Source organism: Streptomyces sp. NPDC059866, from assembly GCF_042731325.1.
In the GTDB taxonomy this organism is placed as follows: domain Bacteria; phylum Actinomycetota; class Actinomycetes; order Streptomycetales; family Streptomycetaceae; genus Streptomyces; species Streptomyces flavusporus.
In genome coordinates this window covers 26463-44917 of sequence record NZ_JBHWJT010000048.1, presented here as the reverse complement: position 1 = coordinate 44917, position 18455 = coordinate 26463, and the positions used below count along the sequence as shown (strand labels likewise).

At 70.4% G+C, this 18455-nt stretch carries 11 protein-coding genes and 4 pseudogenes; 4 read left to right on the top strand and 11 right to left on the bottom strand.

The genetic code is table 11. From position 1 onward, the window contains the following. The first annotated feature begins 43 nt into the window (after nt 1-43). Entirely contained in the window at nt 44-664 is a 621-nt protein-coding gene (locus tag ACFV7R_RS41395; protein WP_385274179.1) for a group II intron reverse transcriptase/maturase, read from the top strand. Between the two features lie 102 nt (nt 665-766). Here the strand turns inward: ACFV7R_RS41395 and ACFV7R_RS41390 are convergent. After that, nucleotides 767-883, bottom strand: a pseudogene (locus ACFV7R_RS41390) (ATP-binding protein); the annotation flags it as partial. Nucleotides 884-938: 55 nt separating this feature from the next. On the opposite strand from ACFV7R_RS41390, the gene ACFV7R_RS41385 reads away from it, so the two are divergent. From ACFV7R_RS41385 to ACFV7R_RS41375, 3 genes are all read left to right on the top strand, one after another. Continuing rightward, nucleotides 939-1799, top strand: a complete 861-nt coding sequence (locus ACFV7R_RS41385) for a class I SAM-dependent methyltransferase (protein ID WP_385274167.1) — start codon at nt 939-941, stop codon at nt 1797-1799. A 480-nt stretch (nt 1800-2279) separates the two neighbouring features. Then, a complete protein-coding gene (locus ACFV7R_RS41380; RefSeq protein ID WP_385274164.1) occupies nt 2280-3743 on the top strand; it encodes a flavin-containing monooxygenase in 1464 nt (487 codons plus the stop codon). Between the two features lie 951 nt (nt 3744-4694). Beyond that, nucleotides 4695-5726, top strand: coding sequence for a M28 family peptidase (locus tag ACFV7R_RS41375; RefSeq protein ID WP_385274161.1), 1032 nt, complete (start codon nt 4695-4697; stop codon nt 5724-5726). A gap of 61 nt (nt 5727-5787) precedes the next feature. Here ACFV7R_RS41375 and ACFV7R_RS41370 read toward each other — a convergent pair whose 3' ends face one another. The 10 genes and pseudogenes from ACFV7R_RS41370 to ACFV7R_RS41325 form a co-directional block, all read right to left on the bottom strand. Beyond that, nucleotides 5788-6192, bottom strand: a complete 405-nt coding sequence (locus tag ACFV7R_RS41370) for an SsgA family sporulation/cell division regulator (protein ID WP_385274158.1) — start codon at nt 6190-6192, stop codon at nt 5788-5790. Next, nucleotides 6125-7153 (bottom strand): annotated as a pseudogene (locus ACFV7R_RS41365) (dolichyl-phosphate-mannose--protein mannosyltransferase); the annotation flags it as partial. The pseudogene ACFV7R_RS41365 and the gene ACFV7R_RS41370, both read right to left, overlap by 68 nt. A gap of 383 nt (nt 7154-7536) precedes the next feature. Then, nucleotides 7537-10323: an ATP-binding protein gene (locus tag ACFV7R_RS41360; RefSeq protein ID WP_385274176.1), complete on the bottom strand. Its 2787-nt coding sequence runs from the start codon at nt 10321-10323 to the stop codon at nt 7537-7539. Nucleotides 10324-10788: 465 nt separating this feature from the next. Further along, nucleotides 10789-11268 (bottom strand): (2Fe-2S)-binding protein, encoded by a 480-nt coding sequence (locus ACFV7R_RS41355; RefSeq protein WP_385274173.1) that lies wholly within the window; start codon nt 11266-11268, stop codon nt 10789-10791. Between the two features lie 15 nt (nt 11269-11283). Continuing rightward, nucleotides 11284-13635: pseudogene (locus ACFV7R_RS41350) on the bottom strand (molybdopterin cofactor-binding domain-containing protein); the annotation flags it as partial. Between the two features lie 200 nt (nt 13636-13835). Beyond that, a pseudogene (locus ACFV7R_RS41345) lies at nt 13836-14036 on the bottom strand (helix-turn-helix domain-containing protein); the annotation flags it as partial. Nucleotides 14037-14093: 57 nt separating this feature from the next. After that, nucleotides 14094-16214 carry an MMPL family transporter gene (locus tag ACFV7R_RS41340; protein ID WP_385274155.1) on the bottom strand — a complete coding sequence of 707 codons (2121 nt, stop codon included), beginning with the start codon at nt 16212-16214 and terminating at the stop codon, nt 14094-14096. Nucleotides 16215-16402: 188 nt separating this feature from the next. Further along, entirely contained in the window at nt 16403-16717 is a 315-nt protein-coding gene (locus tag ACFV7R_RS41335; protein ID WP_385274152.1) for a hypothetical protein, read from the bottom strand. After that, nucleotides 16714-17076, bottom strand: a complete 363-nt coding sequence (locus tag ACFV7R_RS41330; protein WP_224734917.1) for a winged helix-turn-helix domain-containing protein — start codon at nt 17074-17076, stop codon at nt 16714-16716. The genes ACFV7R_RS41335 and ACFV7R_RS41330 overlap by 4 nt, the downstream gene beginning before the upstream one ends. A 161-nt stretch (nt 17077-17237) precedes the next feature. Further along, the gene (locus tag ACFV7R_RS41325; protein ID WP_385274149.1) at nt 17238-18359 is read right to left on the bottom strand and encodes an amidinotransferase; all 1122 of its coding nucleotides are present in this window, start codon (nt 18357-18359) and stop codon (nt 17238-17240) included. Nucleotides 18360-18455 lie beyond the last annotated feature (96 nt).

Below are 18455 nucleotides of genomic sequence, written 5' to 3'. Positions count from 1 at the left end.
GTACGTGCCACGGGACGTAATCCGGAAACGGTGCGCGTTGTATATGAAGCGCGGGAAACCGGCGTTTCGCGGGGCGCTGATACACGATCAGGACTTCTCGATCGTAGCGAAGTACCAAGCGGAATACCGGGGACTCGTCCAGTACTACCTTCTGGCCCAAGACGTGGGACGTCTGGGCATACTGCACTGGGTCATGGAGACCTCCATGCTCAGGACTCTGGCCAGAAAGCATCAGTCCACCTTCTCCCGGATGGCTCGCCGCCACAGGGCAACCATCCAAACGCCCGACGGGCCACGGACGTGCATGCAAGTCATAGTCCAACGCAGTGACGGAAGGAAGCCGCTGGTCGCTCGCTTCGGCGGAATTCCCCTGAAGCGGCAACGCTTTGCTGACCTGGTCGACAAGGCGCCGTCAACGAGATACACCGGAAGCAACGAGCTGATCCACCGGCTCTTGGCGGAGCAGTGCGAGATCTGCGGATCGCGGAATGGTCTGCAAGTCCACCACATCCGCAAAATGGCGGATCTCAACCGGCCAGGTCGGCCCGAACCCTCTCCCTGGATAAGGCTCATGGCACAGCGGAGGCGTAAGACCCTCGTGGTCTGTCACGACTGCCATTGGGACATTCACCGAGGGCGGGCCACGGTCTCAACCCGGAGATGACGTCACTGGAGAGCGGTATGCGTTGAAAGGCGCCCGTACCGTTCGGGAAGGGGCCGTCGGAAAAGGACTCCAGCCAGGGGCACCTCGTCGGCGGCCTACTTCACCGGTGAACGCCTCGTCGGAGGCGATGGCGACGCTGTTCTTCTCCTCGCATTCGGTCAGCACCTGAAAGAGCATCTCGGCGCCGCGGCGGTCGAGTTCCATGTAGCCGAGCTCGTCGGCGAGCGCCCGGCGGCGGGCAGTGACGAAGTCGCGCACCGTGGTGTACGGAGGCGTGACCCCGAACTCCTCCTCCGGCCGCGTGCCGATCCGCTTCGCGGTGTGCCGCTGCTTGCGCGGCGCCTCCAAGCTCGTCGGAGCCGCCGTCCCGGCGAGCGAGGAGCGGACGAGCGCGCTCCAGGGCACGCGGACAGGCATTGAGATCGCCCGCGAGTGCGTGCCCTTGCGCTTCGCGCTGTGCGGCTGGCCCGCGGATCCGTGGTGGCAGCGTGCTGCTCTGCGCGCGGCGGGCCAGGGCGATGGTCTGCTCGGCGTCGTCCCGGTACAACGTGACCAGAGCCCTGCGGACCAGTGCGTAGCCGGCCAGTGCCTGGTCACCGCCGGCTGCTGCCGGCTCGACCGCGCGCTGCGTCCACCGCAGTGCCGCACGTTCGTCGCCGGTCTCCTGCACCAGCCAGCCGACATATTCGGCGTACCGGGAGCCGAGGGCCGGCAACTGCCGACGGGCCGTGCGGGCCATGTGGAGCAGAACCGACGCTATTGGGACGACGAGGCGGCTGCGTGGCACGAGTCGCTCGCCCGCGATCACTGGGCACAGGCGGAACCGCGTTGGGGATTGTGGGCCACCCCTGAGTCAGAGGGCTCCGTACTTCCCGACGGCATAGGCGGGATGCGCACCATTGAGCTGGGCTGCGGTACTGCCTACGTTTCCGCTTGGCCGGCCAGAGCAGGGGCCCACCCGGTCGGGATCGACCTGTCGGAGAAGCAGCTCGCCACTGCTCGCGCGATGCAGGCGGAGTTCGGCATCGACTTCCCCCTCGTCCTGGGCAAGGCTGAGAAGGTGCCCTACGACGACAGCGCGTTCGATTTGGTGATCAGCGAGTATGGCGCCTCGTTCCTCCGGCTTCGTCGTTGACGACCTGATCGAGGTCCAGGCACCCCGGCCCGCACACCGGGACTACGCAGAAGTTCCCGCTGACTGGGCCCAGCAATGGCCCAGCGAGGAGATGTGGAAAGCTCGGCCGGCAGGCTGACGGGCCGTCGAGGTCACCGCGCCGGACAGGTCCGGCGTTCGGCTTCCGCCGCCCGACAGCGGAAAGGCTCAGTGCTGTTGGCGCTCGTGGTCAGTCCGCGAGGAGGACCTGACGATGCAGGAGGTCGAAGTCAGCCCGGATGATTACGGCGAGAGCCGCGGGCAATCGGCTTTCCGGTAGGTCGTGCGGCTCCGGACCAGAGGATCTTCGACTTCCGCCCCGCCTTGCAGAAGCCGGCGCGACACCGTGAGACCCGAGTGAAGGGGTCGTGGTCCACCCTGGCCATGCGCTGGGCACAGGGGTCCGCAACCGGGATGATGAGCGAGCTGGCTGTGCCGATCTCCCAAGGAGAGTGACAGCGGATGAGGGCGTGTGTTGTCGGGGCCGGCCCCGGGGGAATCGTCACCGCCAAGGTGCTGTTGGAGAACGGCTTCGACGTCACGGTCTTCGACAAGTACCAGCAGGTCGGCGGAATTTGGTCATCAGGAGGCTGCTACGACGGGCTGGCCAACCAGTCCGCGCTCCGCATCTTCGAGTTCGCGGACCTGCCCAACCGCTTGCACTTCGCCGGCGCGGCGGACACGCAACGCTACCTGGAGAACTACGCCGAGACCTTCGGCGTGCTGGAGCGCGTCCGATCCGGCACCGAGGTGATCTCCATCCGGCCGGTGGACGGTCCCGGGCGGGTGGGCGCCTCCGGCTGGTCGATCGACTCCCGGCCCGCCGGGGACGAGGCGGCGGAGGTTCAACGCGAAACATTCGACTACGTCGTTGTCGCCACCGGGGCTCATCATCATGCCCACCTGCCCGAGCTGCCCGGGCGTGAGTCGTTCCGCGGGACCGTGCTGCACTCCAACGAGGTGCGGGCCGGGACGTTCGCCGGCCGGCGCGTGGTCGTCGTGGGCGGCGGCAAGTCCGCGTTGGACCTGGTCACCCGCGCCGCAGGCGAGGCGGCCTCGGCCACCCTCGTGCAGCGCAAGGTGAACTGGATGGTCCCCGAGCGGTTCCTGCTCGGTCTGGTCGGCTACAAGTGGATCCTGTTCACCCGGCTCGGCGAGGCGCTCCTGCCCCGCTACCACGATCCGGCCTGCGTCCGTCCGATCGACCGTATCGACGAGCGGGTCAAGCGAGCACTGTGGTGGCTCATCACCCGCGACACGCTGTTGTCCACCGGGCTGTACCGGCTGCCGAAGCAGCTTCGGCCCGATCGAGCGCTTCCCTTCCACCTGGCCCACGCGGGCGTGATGCCACGCGGCTACGTGCGGGCCGTCCGCCGCGGCCTGATCGCCGCCAAGGTCTGTGCTGTCGAGGCGTACACCGACAAAGGGCTGCGACTGGCGACCGGCGAGGAAGCGGCCGCGGACGTCATCGTGTTCGCCACGGGGCACCACAAAGTCTTCCCGTTCCTGGATTCAAGCGTGCGCGTGCACGATTCCGCCGGGCGCCTGCGGCTCTACCGAGGCATCGTGCCGGCCGACGCCGACCGGCTGGGGTTCGTCGGATTCCGGCAGGTCTTCAACAACATCATGGGCATGGAACTCACCGCCCACTGGCTGACCCGCCATTTCCGGGCGACGCTGCGCACCACCCCGTGCGAGCGGGAGATGCGGGAGGCCATCGACGCTCGCCTGGCCTGGCAGGAGCAGGTGCTGCCGGGCTCGGGCGGCTACGACTTCGGCCCCTACGACATCCACTGCGCGGACGAGCTCCTGCACGACATGGGGTTGCCGTCCCGCCGCGCAGGCAACCTGCTGGCTGAGTACCTGCTTCCCGGCGGACTCGCACACCGCTATGCGGGCCTGACTCGATCGAGTTCGGCGAAATGAACGCGGGGCATGAGCGGCCCCGCTGGCGTGCGGCATGTGACGTGATTCCGATGACGCATCACGTGGAGATTCCGCCTTGGAGTGCGACGGCTGTCGCGCGTGAACGCTGCCACGTCTCCGTCTGAGCGCCGGCGGGAGGATGTTCTCGCCGCTGCCAGGGCGGTCGGCGGCCACATCATCGGCTGGGCCGATGACTGGAAGACTCAATCGACTGAAGCGAGGGAACAGGGTTTACCGCCCCAAGTCGAGGGTCAGGCACGAGTAGTGCTTCCAGGAGACTCCGCCACCTGTCAAAAAGGTGACGGAGTGTCTGGCGGCCATCCCATGGCATCGGCCTCGAGGATGGCGTCGGTGAACGCCTTGGGTTGCTCCTGGGGGAGGTTGTGGCCGGCGTTCGGGACGACGTGGTGTTCCAGGGGCCGGAGAAATGCACTGCGTAGGAGCTTCCGTCGGTCGGCGGGACGACGCCGTCGGTCTGTCCGTCCGGCGTGACGGTGGGCACGGTGATCTTCGGCTGGTCCAGCAGTTGCCGCAGCGCTCCGGCCACAGGGCCGCGGCGGCGTCGCCGGCCCGCCCCCCCCAGTCGTATCCGGCGAACAGGGCCCGGGGGGCGCGCAGTGCGTCCATGAAGGCGACCAGGTCCGCGCCGAGCGCCGCCTGCTGACCGGACCGGAAGGTGTCCGCGTGGAGGAAGCGAGTGGCGGCCGCCCTCGCATCGGGGGAAGGTGCGAGGACGGCCGCCCGTTCCTGCGGCAGGCCCAGCCGGAGACACCTGACCGCAGGGGCTCTTCTCCAGGACAAGGGAGCCAGAACCGCGGCGGGTTCACGGACGGGACGAGAAATTCGCACGGGAAACCACGCCGGACACACTCCGCTTGCCGCGTCGCCGCGGTCGCGAAACGACTGTTGACTGGTCCGGCGTCCTTGATCCCTTGAAGACCGGAGCGCCGGATGACGAACGACCCGACAGCGGCTCGCAGGCGGGGACCACTCGCCGATGCCGCGCTCCTGCGGCGGCACGTGGAGTACCTCGCCGCCGAGCCACGCAGCCGGCGCCGGGCACCCCGGGCGATGGAGCGTGCCGAGGCGTACGTCCGTGACGAACTGGTGGCCGCGGGCTGGCTGGTGGAACGGCGGCCGTTCCACGCGCGCTGGCAGATCGGCTCGACGGACCGGCACGGTCACCGGACGCTCGCTCTCAAACCGCGGCTTCACCGGCGCCTGTCCGGGGCGAATCTCCTCGCTTCACTGGCGGGTTCCGGTCACGGGCCGGTCGTGGTGGTCGGTGCTCACCTGGACAGCGTCAGCGGCAGTCCGGGCGCGGACGACAACGCCTCAGGCGTGGCGGTGGTGCTGGAAACGGCACGTCTGCTGGCTGCGATGCCCACCGCCCCGCGCGTTGTCCTCGCCGTATTCGACATGGAGGAACTCGGACTCATCGGCGCGCGCCAGGCCGCCCGTGAACTGGGCCGGGACGGCGGGGTACGCGGGATGATCTGCCTGGAATCGGTCGGCTACTTCGCCGACGAGCCGGGCACGCAGCGGCTCCCCGTCGGCTTCGAACGGGTCTTCCCCGAGGCATCGGCCGTGACCCGCGCCGACGGGTATCGGGGTGACTTCACCCTCGTGGTGCACCGCCGCTCCTCGGCCGCCGCGGCCGAGGTGTGGAAGCGGGCTGCCGCGGCGGCATCCCCGGCCGTCCCGGGTCTGCTGCTGCGGGACCCGCGGCCCGACGGGCTGCTCGGGCTGCTCATCGGACTGGCCGTGCCGCCCGCCAACCACCTGGGGCGCAGCGATCACGCACCGTTCTGGAACCGTGGGATCCCGGCGCTCATGCTCACGGACACCGCGAACTTCCGCAATCCGCACTACCACCGGTCGACGGACCTGCCGGGAACGCTGGACTACGAGCGGCTGGCCGCTGTGACCGAGGCGACCGCGACAACCGCCGTCTCATGGCCTGATGCCGGACAGCGGGGGTGAAGCTCCGGGCCGGCCGTGCTCGCCCGGGCCGCGTCGAACGGATGGCGAACGTCCCGCGCGGTCAGTCGGACCGTGTTCCGTGAGCGGGGAGCAGGTCCGCGGTGGCGGCGTCCCAGTCGACCCCGGCCAGCTCACTGCCCGCGGGGACGAGCTCATAGGTGTACTCCAGCCACTCCGCCGGCGGTGACACGGGCAGCTCGAACAGAGCCGCCATGTCACCCGAGGCCAGCTGCAGCCACGCGGTCGCCCGCTCCTGCGGGTTCGACGGCCACATCCGAACGTCACCGAGGCCGCTCGTCGAGTACAGCCCCTGCTTCAGGACGTCCCGCCCGATACGCCACCGGACACGCGGGCCGCCTTCGACGGCGAACTCCACGCACACGACGAAGGGGGAATCCGGGGCGGCCCAGGACCAGCCAGCTCCAGGGGTTGGACTCGTACGTGTGCGGAGTGTGCAGCCCCACATTGAACTGGTAGACCCCGTACTCGTAGTGCCAAAGGCTGCGCAGCGGGGCGGGAATCCACGGCCAGGTGCCCCCGGCGGCCGTCGGCCCAGTGGCGTCCGTAGCCGCCGTCGGACAGGAACCAGCCGGTCCATGCCGCCAGATACGTCGCCCCGGCGACCGGCACCAGGGACAGCACCGACCAGCCGAAGTCCTTGCGCAGCACGGCCCGGTACGGGCGGCGAGCACCGGCGACACGGCGGGCGCCGACGTCCCACAGCACTGTCAGGGTCACGAAGAAGGCCAGGACATACAGGCCGTTCCACTTGGTGGAAGCCGCCAGTCCCAGGAGGAGGCCGGCTGCGATCCGCCAGGGACGCACGCCCGTCCCGGCACGGTCACCGGTGCGCGCGTCCGGGCGCACATGGCCGTCCGCTCCGGCCGGCAGGGCCGCCGCGAGCCGGGCTCGGGCGTGGTCCCGGTCGATCAGCAGGCATCCGAACGCCGCCAGGACGAAGAACATGACGACGAGGTCCGGCAGCGCGGTACGGCTCATCACGACGTGCAGACCGTCCACCGCCATCAGCGCTCCGGCCAGGCAGCCCAGCAGTGTCGAGCGGAACAGGCGGCGCCCTGTGCGGCACAGCATGAGCACCGACAGGGTGCCCAGGGCCGCCGTCATGAAGCGCCAGCCGAACGGGGTCAGGCCGAACATCCACTCACCGACGGCGATGACCCACTTGCCCGTCGGCGGATGCGCGACGAAGGCCCCGGTGTCGGAGAGCGGGATCACCTGCGGGTCGGCGAGGATCTGCGGGTCGGCGGTCTTGCGGTCCGGTCAGCTGCCCTCGTAGCCGAGCCGCAGCAGGGACCAGGCGTCCTTGGCGTAGTCTCGTCGAAGACGAGGTTCCGCGGCCGGCCGAGGTGCCGGAAGCGGATCGCCCCGGCCAATGCGGCGACGAGTACCGGGCCCAGCCAGTCCATCGCCTTCGCGACGCGGTACGCCCGTGCCGGATCGATACGTGTGAGTGCCCGCAGACGCGCCGTCGGCTTCGGAAAGGGCGGAACAAGACGCTGGCGGACGTCCGTCACCGGGCGGGCAACGTGTCCGAACCGCCGAAGTCGTTCCTGCCAGTCCTTGGGCGACGTTGCCGGACGGGTGTCGTCGAGGACAGGGGAACGGGTGGTGTTGGTACTCGTGTTGGTACTCGTCACTGGATGACCTTAGAACGACGTTTCCGTCGGTGGGTCGTCGGTGGCTGAAAGACGGCCACCCACCGCTGGGTGTGCGGGAGCCGAGCCGTCGTCCTCCGGTGCGGAGGCGGGCCGGTCCGGAACTCACCTCCCTGGCCGGGGCGTTGCGGCCGTCAGTCCTCGTCCTGTCGGCGCAGTGCGTCCCGCAGCGCCACCCGGGACGCGATGCCGAGCTTCGGATAGATCTGGTAGAGGTGGGCGCCGACGGTGCGGTGCGAGATGAACAGCCGCTCGGCGATCTGCTTGTTGGTCAATCCGGTCGCGGCGAGTTCCGCGATCTCGCGTTCCTGCGCGGTGAGCGACGCCCCGGTCCGGCCCTCGGCGTGCGGTACGACCCGGCCGGCCGCCCGAAGCTCCTTGCGCGCCCGTTCGGCCCAGGCCGAGGATTCCAGCTGCTGGAAGGCGATCAGGGCGGCCGTCAGCGGAGCCTTGGATTCGGACAGCGCCCGGGACCGGCGCAGCCGCTCTCCCTGGGCCAGACGCACGCGTGCCAGGGTGAACGGCCACCGGTCCGCGTCCGGGGTGGCCAGCGCCCCTCGGAACAGGCGGGCGGCCTCGGCGTCGTCCTCGGTGACGAGTGCCTCGGCGGCGTCGGCCAACAGGGCGAGCCGGGGCGAGAGCCCGGGGACGTTCGTCTCGCGCAGGGCGCGCACGTGTGCGGAAGCCTGCGCGCGCCGGTCGGTGCGTACCGCGGCCTCCACCAGTTCGAAGAACACCCACGACGCGTGCGCGACATACGGAGGGAAACTGCCGGCCGGGCTGATGGCGGTCACGCGGCCGAACGCCGCGTCGAAGTCGCCGTCGGCGATGTCCGCGAGGGCGTGCACGTGCTGGGCGCAGTGCACGGCTTCCCGGATACCGCGCGGCGCAGCCCAGTTCGTCATGGCGTCGGCGAGCGCGTGCGCCGTGTCGGTATCACCCCGGGACGCGGTCACCAGGCCCTTGGTGTACTGGAAGAACCAGGTGCAGACGGTGTACCCGGACTCCGCGCACTGCGTCAGCCCCTCCTCGGACAACTCCAGGACCGTGTTCCACTCTCCGCGGTGGTAGTCCTCCAGGCACAGATGCAGCAGGGCGCCGATGTGCCGGCGCACCGCGCCGCCGTCGCGTCCCTGCCGGACCAGCCGCCATGCCGCCTCGCGCACCGCCGCCAGCCGGTCCGGGTACACCGCGGCGGTCCCCACCCGGACGACCCGGGCGGGGTCGGTCTCCTTGGTCGTGCCGTCGATGATCTCGTCGAGCGCACGCAGCGTCGCCGCGTCGGCATGTGCCGGGTCGCCCCAGGTGCGGGCGGCCACCAGCAGCAGCGGCGGGGGAGCGGGACGCAGCCGGGAGACGGCCGCGTAGTAGGGCTCCCACAGCTCCTCGCGCGCCCCGTAGTTGCACAGCAGCAGCAGGAAGTGCAGCGCGTCGATGAGTGCCGGGTCCTCGGCGTCGAAGCCGTGGTCGCCCTCCTCGATGGCGCCGACCAGCAGGCGATGGGCCGTCGCCAGGTCTCCGTCGCTGTTCAGCACGAGCTGGACCGCGGCGGTCGCCGAACGCAGCGACGCACCGTGCTGGGGATCCGCCCGCCAGGCGTCCTCCAGCAGCGCCGACGCACTGCTCAGCGCGCCGATCGCCTCGGCGCCCACATAGGCGGCCTCCGACAGCCGGCGCGCGCGGTCGGTGTCCAGCGGGCTGAGGTCCGCGGCCCGGGTGAGCGCGGCGATCGCGGCCACGGCGTCCCCGCGGTCCTGGATGTGCCGCGCCGTTCGCTCCAGAAGGAGGGCCACTTCCTCGTCGGGCTGGAGCGTGGCCTCTCCCAGGTGCCAGGCCCGTCGCTCCGGCTTGTCGGCCAGCACCTGCGCCAGGGCACGGTGCGCCACGCGCCTGGCGCTGCTGGTGGCCTCCTCGACGACGGCCGACTTGATCAGCGGGTGCCGGAAGACCAGGCGGCGCGGGGACTCCTCGATGCGCACCAGCCCGTCCCGTTCGGCGGCATCCAGGTCGCGCAGGTCCGCGTCCCCGTCCGTCGCCCGCGCGGCGGCCGACAGCACGCCGAGGTCGCCGGTGTCGTCCAGGGTGGCGAGCAGGAGCAGCGTGCGGGTCGCGGCTGGCAGGGACCGGATGCGGGTGACGAACAGGGACTGCAGACGCTCGCCCAGCGGCAGGACCGCCGGCAGGGCCTCCCGCGCCCGCCGCTGGCCCGCGCGCAGGGCGTCGGGGAGTTCGAGCAGGGCCAGCGGATTTCCCTGCGCGGCCTCCAGCAGGCGCCGCCGCACCGGACGCGCCAGGTCGGGGAAGCGCAGGTCGACGAGGCGGGCGGCGGATTCCGTGTCCAGGGCGGGCAGCTCGTACGACGGCAGTCCGCTGCCGTCGAAGAAGCTGCCCACACCCGTGCGGGAGGCGGCGAGGAACCGGATCGGGTCACCGGACAGCCGTCGGGCGATGAAGCCGAAGACGGCGGCGCTCGCCCGGTCCACCCAGGGCAGGTCGTCCACGACGAGCAGAACGGGGCCGTCCTCGGAGGCCGACCGGAGCAGGGCCAGCGCGGCGTTGCAGACGACCAGTCGCTTCGGCGCGGGTCCGGCGCCGAAGCCCAGGGCGACGTTCAGGGCCTCCCTGCCGGGGGCGTCGAGCCGGTCGAGGATGCCGTGCAGCGGGAGCAGGACCTGGTTCAGCGCCGAATAGCTGACGTCCGCCTCGAACTGGGCACCGGCCGCGCGCAGCACGCGGGTGCCGTCCTGAGCGGCAGCTCCGGCCAGCGCGTCCAGCACCGCGGACTTTCCGACGCCGGGCTCCCCGGACAGCAGCAGGGTGCCGCCCGCACTGCGCTCGAACAATCCGAGGATGCGGTCCAGGTCGCGCTCGCGTCCCACCAGGAGATCGGTGGCGCCGGCCCGCACCGGATCAGTGAACACCACGGGCCACCACTCTCCCCGGCCCCGGCCCGGCTGCGGTCGATGGGCGCGACTCGGGGGGCGCGGCAGCGGATGCCGCAGATCCGCGCGGGGTGCTGAGCGGCACCTGGGCGGATCCGTACCGCGACGCGAGCGTCGTCCGCCTCCTGCAACCACGTGCCATCTGCGTTCCTCCACCGGTGACCAGCCATTGTAGGAGCGCACGGGTCCGCGCCGGACAACGTCTCCTCCGGAGGCACGGCGCGGTTGCGGGCAGTGACCGACCCGTTCGCCGTGCGCGGCGGCACCCCCTGGACCGGCGGTGCGTCACAGTGACCTCCCTGCTGTCCGGCTCCGTTCGCCTTCCCCGGCCGCCCGGCACCTCTCCTTCGGCCACGGCATCCACCACTGACATCGAGACCGGGTGCACCCGAACGCGCCGGACATCGACAACAACAAGGCGGGAGAACGGCCTTCGGGACTGTGTCACGGCATGCGCCGGGCCCCCGCGACGATCGCCTCGCGGATGCGGTTGTAAGTACCGCAGCGGCAGATGTTGCGGATCTCGTCCAGGTCGGCGTCGTCGATCTCCCGTCCCTCCTCCCGCGCCCGGCGCACCTGCGCGACCGCCGTCATGATCTGACCGGGCTGGCAGTAGCCGCACTGGGCGACGTCGAGGTCGAGCCAGGCATCCTGCAGGGGGTGCAGGTCCCTGCCGACGGTGGCGGGGAGGCCTTCGATGGTGGTGATCTCGTCGGTGGGCGCGATGTCCTTGACCGGGACGATGCAGGGGGTGAACGTCCTGCCGTTGATGTGGCTGGTGCAGGCCCGGCAGACGCCGACCCCGCAGCCGTACTTCGGCCCGGTGACATCGAGGACGTCCCGGAGCACCCACAGCAGCCGGACGTCGTCCTCGACCTCAGCCGTGACGGCCCTGCCGTTGAGGATGAAGGTGTGCTGCGGCACAGGGACTCCTGTCTGGAAGGCGCGGTCGAGACCGTCGGTCGGCGAGGCGGGGACCGGCGGGGTGGTGGGCGGCGGCTCGAAGCCGAGCGGTTCGGCGTGGTTGACGGGGAAGGTCGTCGGCATGGTGCCGGTGGCGCGTCCGTAGGCGCAGGCGACGGCGGCCATCGCGCCCGCGACAGCCAGCTCCCCCGCGCCACCCGGTCGGCCGGTGGTCGTCGGCATGACGACGACCTCCAGCTCGGGCGGGGTGTTCCACTGCCGGGTGTAGAAGTAGTTGTCCCAGCTCCCCTCCAGGAAGTGCCCGTCGCGCAGGTGGAGGCCGGAGGTGAGGGTGAGAGCGATGCCGTCGATGATCCCGCCCATCATCTGGGCTTCCAGGCCGAGTGGGTTGACGGCCAGTCCGACGTCGACGGCGCAGACGACCTTGGCGACCCGGGGGCCGGTGTACGCGTCGGGAATCTTCCGCCCGGTGGTCTCGGGCCGGCAGTCGATCTCGGCGAGCACGGCGACGAAGGAGTGGTACTCGGGGTGGACCGCGATGCCCTGGGCGGTGCCGGCGGGCATGGCCCGGCCCCAGCTGCCGAGCTCCGCGACCTTGTCGAGGACTGCCCTGGCCCGCTCGTCCTTGAGGAACCGGCGGCGGAAGGCATACGGGTCCTGGTCGCCCATCCGCCTCGCGAGCTCGTCGACGACCAGTTCCTGTGCGCAGCGCACGTTGGGCGAGTAGATGTTCCGCATCGCGCCCGTGTTGAAGCCCTTGTCGGTCTCGTTGAGCAGCATGGTGGTGGCGCCGAAGTGGTACGGGCTCTGCTGCGTGAGCTGGAAGAGCGTCTGGGAGAAGGTGAGATCGGCGACCGGCAGTCGGGCGGCCTCGGCGGTGATGACCTCGCCGAATCCGTGCCCGTAGTCGGTGGCGACCGAGGTGTGGCGCTGCGCGTAGGTGAGGACCTCGCCGGGCGTGTAGGTGGCCCGGACCCGCGAGGTCGACATGGGGTGCGTGCGCCCCTGACGGAAGTCGTCGGCGCGGTGCCACATCAGCTTCACGGGCTTGCTCATGGCCTTCGAGATCTCGGCGGCCTCGCTGGCGGCGTCGTAGAACAACTTGCGTCCGAACGAGCCGCCGCCTTCGGTGACATGGACCCTGACGGCGCCGACCGGCAGACCGAGCCGGCGGGCGATCTGCTCCTGGGCGGCGATCGGCGACTTGAGGCCGGCCCAGATCTCGGCCGAGTCGGCGCGTACGTCGGCGATGGCGCAGTTGGTCTCCAGGGCGCTGTTGCTGGCGAAGTGGAAGGTGAAGCGGGCGTCGACGGCCTTGGTGAGGAGCGGCAACGGTGGTACGACGAGAGGCGGTTCGGCGGCCTTCAGCTTGCGCAGGACGGTCTCGTCGGATGCGCCGTCGGCAGTGCCGGGTCCCCAGGTGACCTTCAGGGCGCGGACGGCGTCGATGCACTGGCCGAAGGTGCGGCCGCGGACGGCGACGCCGGTGGAGATCCGTACGACGTCGGTGATCCCGGGCATGGTGCGCACCGCGTCGAGGTTCGCGACCGAACGGACGGTGCCGTTGATGGTCGGGGGCCGGCACACCATGGTGGGCAGCGCGTCGGGCACCTGTACGTCCACGGCGAACTTCTTGCGGCCGGTGACCGCCTCCAGGGCGTCGATCCGCCGCTGCGGGGTTCCGATGACGGTGAACCGGGACCGGTCCTTGAGGGTCACCTCGACCGCGGTGTCGCTGAGGGCGGCCGCCTTCGCGGCCAGCTCGCCGTAGGTGAGGCTGCGCCCGGTCGGGGAGACGACGGCTCCGGCGCGGGCGGTGAGCGAGCCGACCACCTCGCCGAGTTCGAGGGCGGCGGCGCGCAGCAGCCGGCCCCGGGCGACGGCGGCGGCGACGCGGATCGGGGTGAAGGTGGAGATGGCGGTGTTGGAGCCGCCGGTGAGCTGATTGAAGAGCAGCTCGGGCCGGGCGTCGGCGAGTGTGACCCGTACCTTGTCGAGCGGCAGGTCGAGTTCCTCGGCGATCAGCATCGCGCTGGAGGTGGTGATGCCCTGTCCCACCTCGGCCCGGGGCAGAGCGAAGGCGGCCGTGCCGTCGGCGTCGATCCGGATGGTGATGAGGTTCGCCGTGGGCAGCGTGGCATGCGTGAGCATGACGTTGAGGTCGTAGATCTCGGACGGGCCGGGCAGGGAGGGGACCACGGACGCGGCCTGTGCCGCGGCCTGCCGGGGAGCGAGTGCCGCCTCGCCGAGCTGGGCGGCGACGGTCAGGGTCGGTGCCGCCAGTACGTATCCGAGGAATCTGCGCCGTCCGGTGCCGCGCCGGGCCGCCGCCTCCTCGCCCTGCCACGCATCGTCCCGCGCTCCCATCGGCTGCCCCTTCAACGCGTTCCGTGGGTCTCTGGTGGTGGATCTGTGTAACTTGCAGGCACCATGGCGCACTTCGTGCGGTGGCGGAAGCCGGTTTGTCGCACGCTTCACCCGTGCGGCACGAATCCCTCACCGAGGGTCAGGTCTACCGCTGGCTTCGCGTTTGCTGCCGGGATCACGGGATTCACCCCGCGTGGTCCCTACGGCCGGGCCAAGAGGCGCATCGTCAGGGCCAGTCGGAGCCGGAACCGGCCCTGCGGGGTGCGTACCGGCTGGCCGAGCAGGGTCTCGGCGTGGGCCAACCGGTCCTGGAGCGTGGAGTGGTGGACGCTGATCTCGGCGGCCGCCGCCCGCAGACTCGTCGTCGAGGCGACGGCGTGCAGGGTGGCCAGCACCCAGGGGACGCGGACCGGCGCGACCTGCGGCCCGCATCCCCGAGGCACGTCGTCCGTCTGGCGTCAGGCCGGCTCGTGCGCACGGTCCCGTGCGGAGGGTGAGGCGGGGCTGCCTTCGGCGTCTCCACCGTGGTCGGCCAGGCGGTGGAAGAGCCTGCCCGGCCACCAGAACCAGCGGCCCAGGTCCAGGGCGAGAGCGGGGACCAGGACCGTGCGGACCAGGAAGGTGTCCAGGAGGACGCCGATGCCGACGAGCACGCCCATCTGGGCCATGGTCACCAGCGGCAGGCCGGCGAAGACCGCGAAGGTGGCGGCGAGGACGATGCCGGCGGAGGTGATGACGCCGCCGGTGCTGGTCAGGCCCTCCAGGACGCCGCGGGAGTGGCCGAGGCGGGCGGCCTCCTCCTTCACGCGATGCATGAGGAAGATGTTGTAGTCGATGCCGAGGGCGACCAGGAAGACGAAGCCCATGAGCGGGATCGACCAGTCGACGCCGGCGAAGCCCAGGACGTGCTCGAAGAGCAGGTTCGAGGCACCGAGGGCGGCGAAGTACGACAACACCACGGTGGCCAACAACAGCAGCGGGGCGACGAGGGCCCGCAGCAGCCAGATCAGGACGCCGAGGACGACCAGGAGCACGATCGGGATGACCGTGGTCAGATCGCGGTCGGCGGCCCGCTGGGTGTCGAGGGTCTGTGCGGTGGTGCCGCCGACGAGGGCGCCCGAGCCACTGACCTCGTGCACGGCGTCGCGGAGCTCGTCGATCGTGTCCTTGGCGGCCTGACTGTCCGGGGCGTCCGCCAACACCACGGAGAGTGTGGTGAGTGCGCCGTCCGGGGTGCGGTCGGCGGCCTTCTCGACACGGGCGACGCCGTCGACCGTGGCCGCGGCGGCCCGGACCTCGGCTGCCTGGCTGGTGCTGGTGACGATCTTCGCGGGGTCCGAGGCGCCCGACGGATAATGCGCCGAGATCCTCTCCTGGGCGACGACCGACTCGGGCTTGTCCTGGAACGTCTCGGCCTGCGACAGGCCCATGGAGATGCCGGTCGCGCTGAGCGCGAGGATGCCGGTGGCGGTGACGGACATCATCCACGACCAGCGGGGTCGCCGGGCCACGGCTGTGCCGATGCGGGACCAGACGGTGCGCGCCTTGCGGGCGGGCGTGCCGTGGCGGGGTACGAACGGCCAGAACACCCAGCGGCCGGTGATGACGAGCAGCGCCGGAAGCACGGTGACCATCGCCAGCAAGCCGCAGACGACGCCGATCGCGCCGACCAGTCCCAGCGAGCGCGAGGAGTTGATGTCGGCGAAGGCGAGGCAGGCCAGGCCGACGGCGATGGTGCCGGCCGAGGCGAGGATCGCCGGGCCGGAGCGGCCGAGCGCGATGCGCATCGCCTCGTGGCGGTCGGTGCGGCGGTGCAGTTCCTCGCGGTAGCGGGCGATGAGCAGCAGCGCGTAGTCGGTACCGACACCGAAGACGAGCACCATCAGCACGCCCGCGCTCTGCGGGTCCACCGGCAGTCCGGCGTGCTTGGCCAGCAGGTAGGTGGTGACCTGGGTGAGGACGGCCGCGAAGCCGACGGAGAGCAGGGGGAGCAGCCACAGGATCGGGCTGCGGTAGGTGATCAGGAGCAGTACTGCGACGACCAGGGCGGTGGCGACCAGCAGGGTCGAGTCGAGGCCGTCGAAGACCGCGACCTGGTCGGTGAGGGAGCCGGCGGGCCCGCCGACCTCGATGTCCACACCGGGCGGGGCATCGGCTCCGGCGATCTCGCGCAGTTCGTCGATCCTGCCGGTGATGTCGTCCTCGGTGTCCAGCGGGACGACGGTCATCAGGGCCTTGCCGTCATCGGACGGGACAGGGCGCGAGATCTCCTCCCCAGCAGGGACGAACTGTGCGAAGGCCGTCCGGTCGGCGGCCGCCTTCGCCTCCGCGGCCTCGCCGGTGTAGACGACGACGGCGGGCATGACCGTGTCCGTACGGAACTTCTCCAGCTCGGTGTTGACCCGCGCGGACTCGGCGCCGCGGGGCAGGAAGGCGTTGGCGCTCGTGTCCTCGACGTCGCCGAGCTTTCCGGCCAGCGGGCCGAGCGCGACGGCCACGATCAGCCAGGCCGCAAGGATCAGCCATTTGCCGCGCCGCCCGCCGGGCGCACGGGTGACGCGCTTGAGCAGCGCACGCATGAGTAGTCTCCTTCGTGGGAGCGCGCCGCCGGTAACCTGCGCGGCGACCGGCACGGGGCGCACGGGATCGGCACCACGGCGCATGAGGTGTGACGACCTGCCGTGGCGTACGGGATGTGTGTCCGGGACGTGTGCTTCCTCGGTACGGCCGGGAGTTGGCGCTCCCGGCCGTACGTCTGCGGCCGCTGTTACTCGATCTCGCGCATCATCTTCTCCATCGAGCCGACCGCCAGCCGGGTCTGCGTCAGTTCGTCGAGGGTCTGGCGCTGTTCCTCGACGGTGCGGCGCTGCAACTCCACGGTGTCTTCGAGGAGTTGCGCGTACTTTGCCGCGAGTTCCTTGTACTGCTCCTCGCGTGCCGCCAGCATGCGGGCCCGCCAGGTGGCGGCGAGCTGCCAGACGATCACGATGAGCAGGGAGAAGACTCCGGCCGCGCCGACCGCGCCGACGAGGGCCTCCAGGTCGGATCCGTCGGCGGCGAGCGTCACCAGTTCCTCGTTCACTTCGCTTCCTCTTTCGGGGTCCGGTCGGTCCGGTCAGCGGTCTCGGTGATCGTCGCGGCCGCCCGGGCGATGACATGGGGTGTCAACTCGTAGAAGAACGGGGCGACTTCGAAGTACTTCATCGCCTTGCCGTCCTGAGCGAGTTCGAGCGTGCCGACGACCAGTCCGGCGGCCTCCAGCCGCTGCAGGTGCATGTGCAGCAGCGGTCGGCCCATACCGATCTCGCGAGCCAGCGCGCTGACGTAGTTCCGGCTCTCCATGAGCGCCGCGATGATCCGCATGCGGTGCGGATTGCCGAGCGCGGAGAGCACCTTCAGCAGCTCGTCGCCCGTCGGTGCCGGAGGCGGGACTTCGGGCATCGCGGCCCCTTTCCCTCGTACCTGTCAGAAAAGGCTGACAGCCCCTTCGGGTACCTGTCAAAGATTCCTGACACATCTCGGGGGTAGATGGGGGATCCCTCAGGGTCGGCTCGGGGGCGGAGGGCGGATGCCGGCGGGCGGTTACGGGATCGGTGGGCCGATCAGGAGAAATAGGATTCGAGCGCGCCGCGACGCCGGACATCGAGCGTCGCGCAGTGGAACGATCCGCCGAACGGCGCGTAGTGCAGCAGATCGCACGGGATCGGTTCAAATCCCCACTTCTCGAGCGCGCGGAGCATGTCGGTGTGGTGCCGCTCCGCGATCACCCGTTTCTCGTCGATCATGAGAACGTTCATGCTGAGCCACTTGCCGCACATCGAGGTGACCCTGAGGATGCGCTCGTCGATCGGGTCGGGCTCGGGGGCGATCAGGATGTCCCACGAGCTCAGCACGTCGGGCAGGCGGTCGACGTCGATGTATTCGGGATTGACCAGCGCCTTGCCGGGCGAGAGCAGGACGAACGTCGTGTCGATGTGCATGGGCGTACGGCAGCGGCTCTCGATCTCGTGGACGCGATAGCCGGGCCCGAGATGGCGGCGCAACCAGTCGATGCCCATCTGGTTGGTCACGTTGCTCCGCGTCACGAACAGATCCCGTCCCGCGCGCACGAAATCCGCCGCATCGAACACCGGCTCGAACTCGGTGAGGATGTAGCGCATGGGCTCGCCGGCCTCGGGCGTACGGAAATCCGCCTCGAACAGTGCGTCGGTGAGCTGCGGCTTCGGCGCCGCCGTCCAGCGCGCGCCGCGCCGGAAGTAGTCCTTGAGGATTGAGCGATAGGAGTGAGTCTCGAAGTACCGGCAGGGCCAGGCCATCGGGGTCTCGATGATCTCGTCGCCGATCACGAGCATGCTGTCGCGCGGACAGGTGTTGCAGAAACCGCGCGACGACCAGTCGGGGGTGCCGAACTGTCTCCTGTGATCGACCGCGTCCGGGCGCCGGACCGTGACGCCGAGGGACTCCAGGAGGGTGATGAACTGGTCGAGCTCGTCCTGCGCCCGCTCGATCAGCATGCGCGGATATCTGAAGCCGGAGGCGAGGCCCTGCAGCCGGGCCGCCCAGGGTGGGATGTTGCAGGCCACGACCGGGTGCTTGGAGGGGATCGCCGCGCCGTCGAGACGACCGACGATGATTTCCTCCAGCGGATCCCACTCGTTGTGTGAGCTGACCGGCGAAACGACGGATTCCTCGGTGTCGCCGGTCGTGAACGATGGCGCCGCCATGCTCAACCGCTTTCGATCACGGAAATGAGTAATTCGCTGCACTCACTACGTTACTCAACGTGGCATGGCGGGGCTCTCCGGCCTCCGCCGTGACCG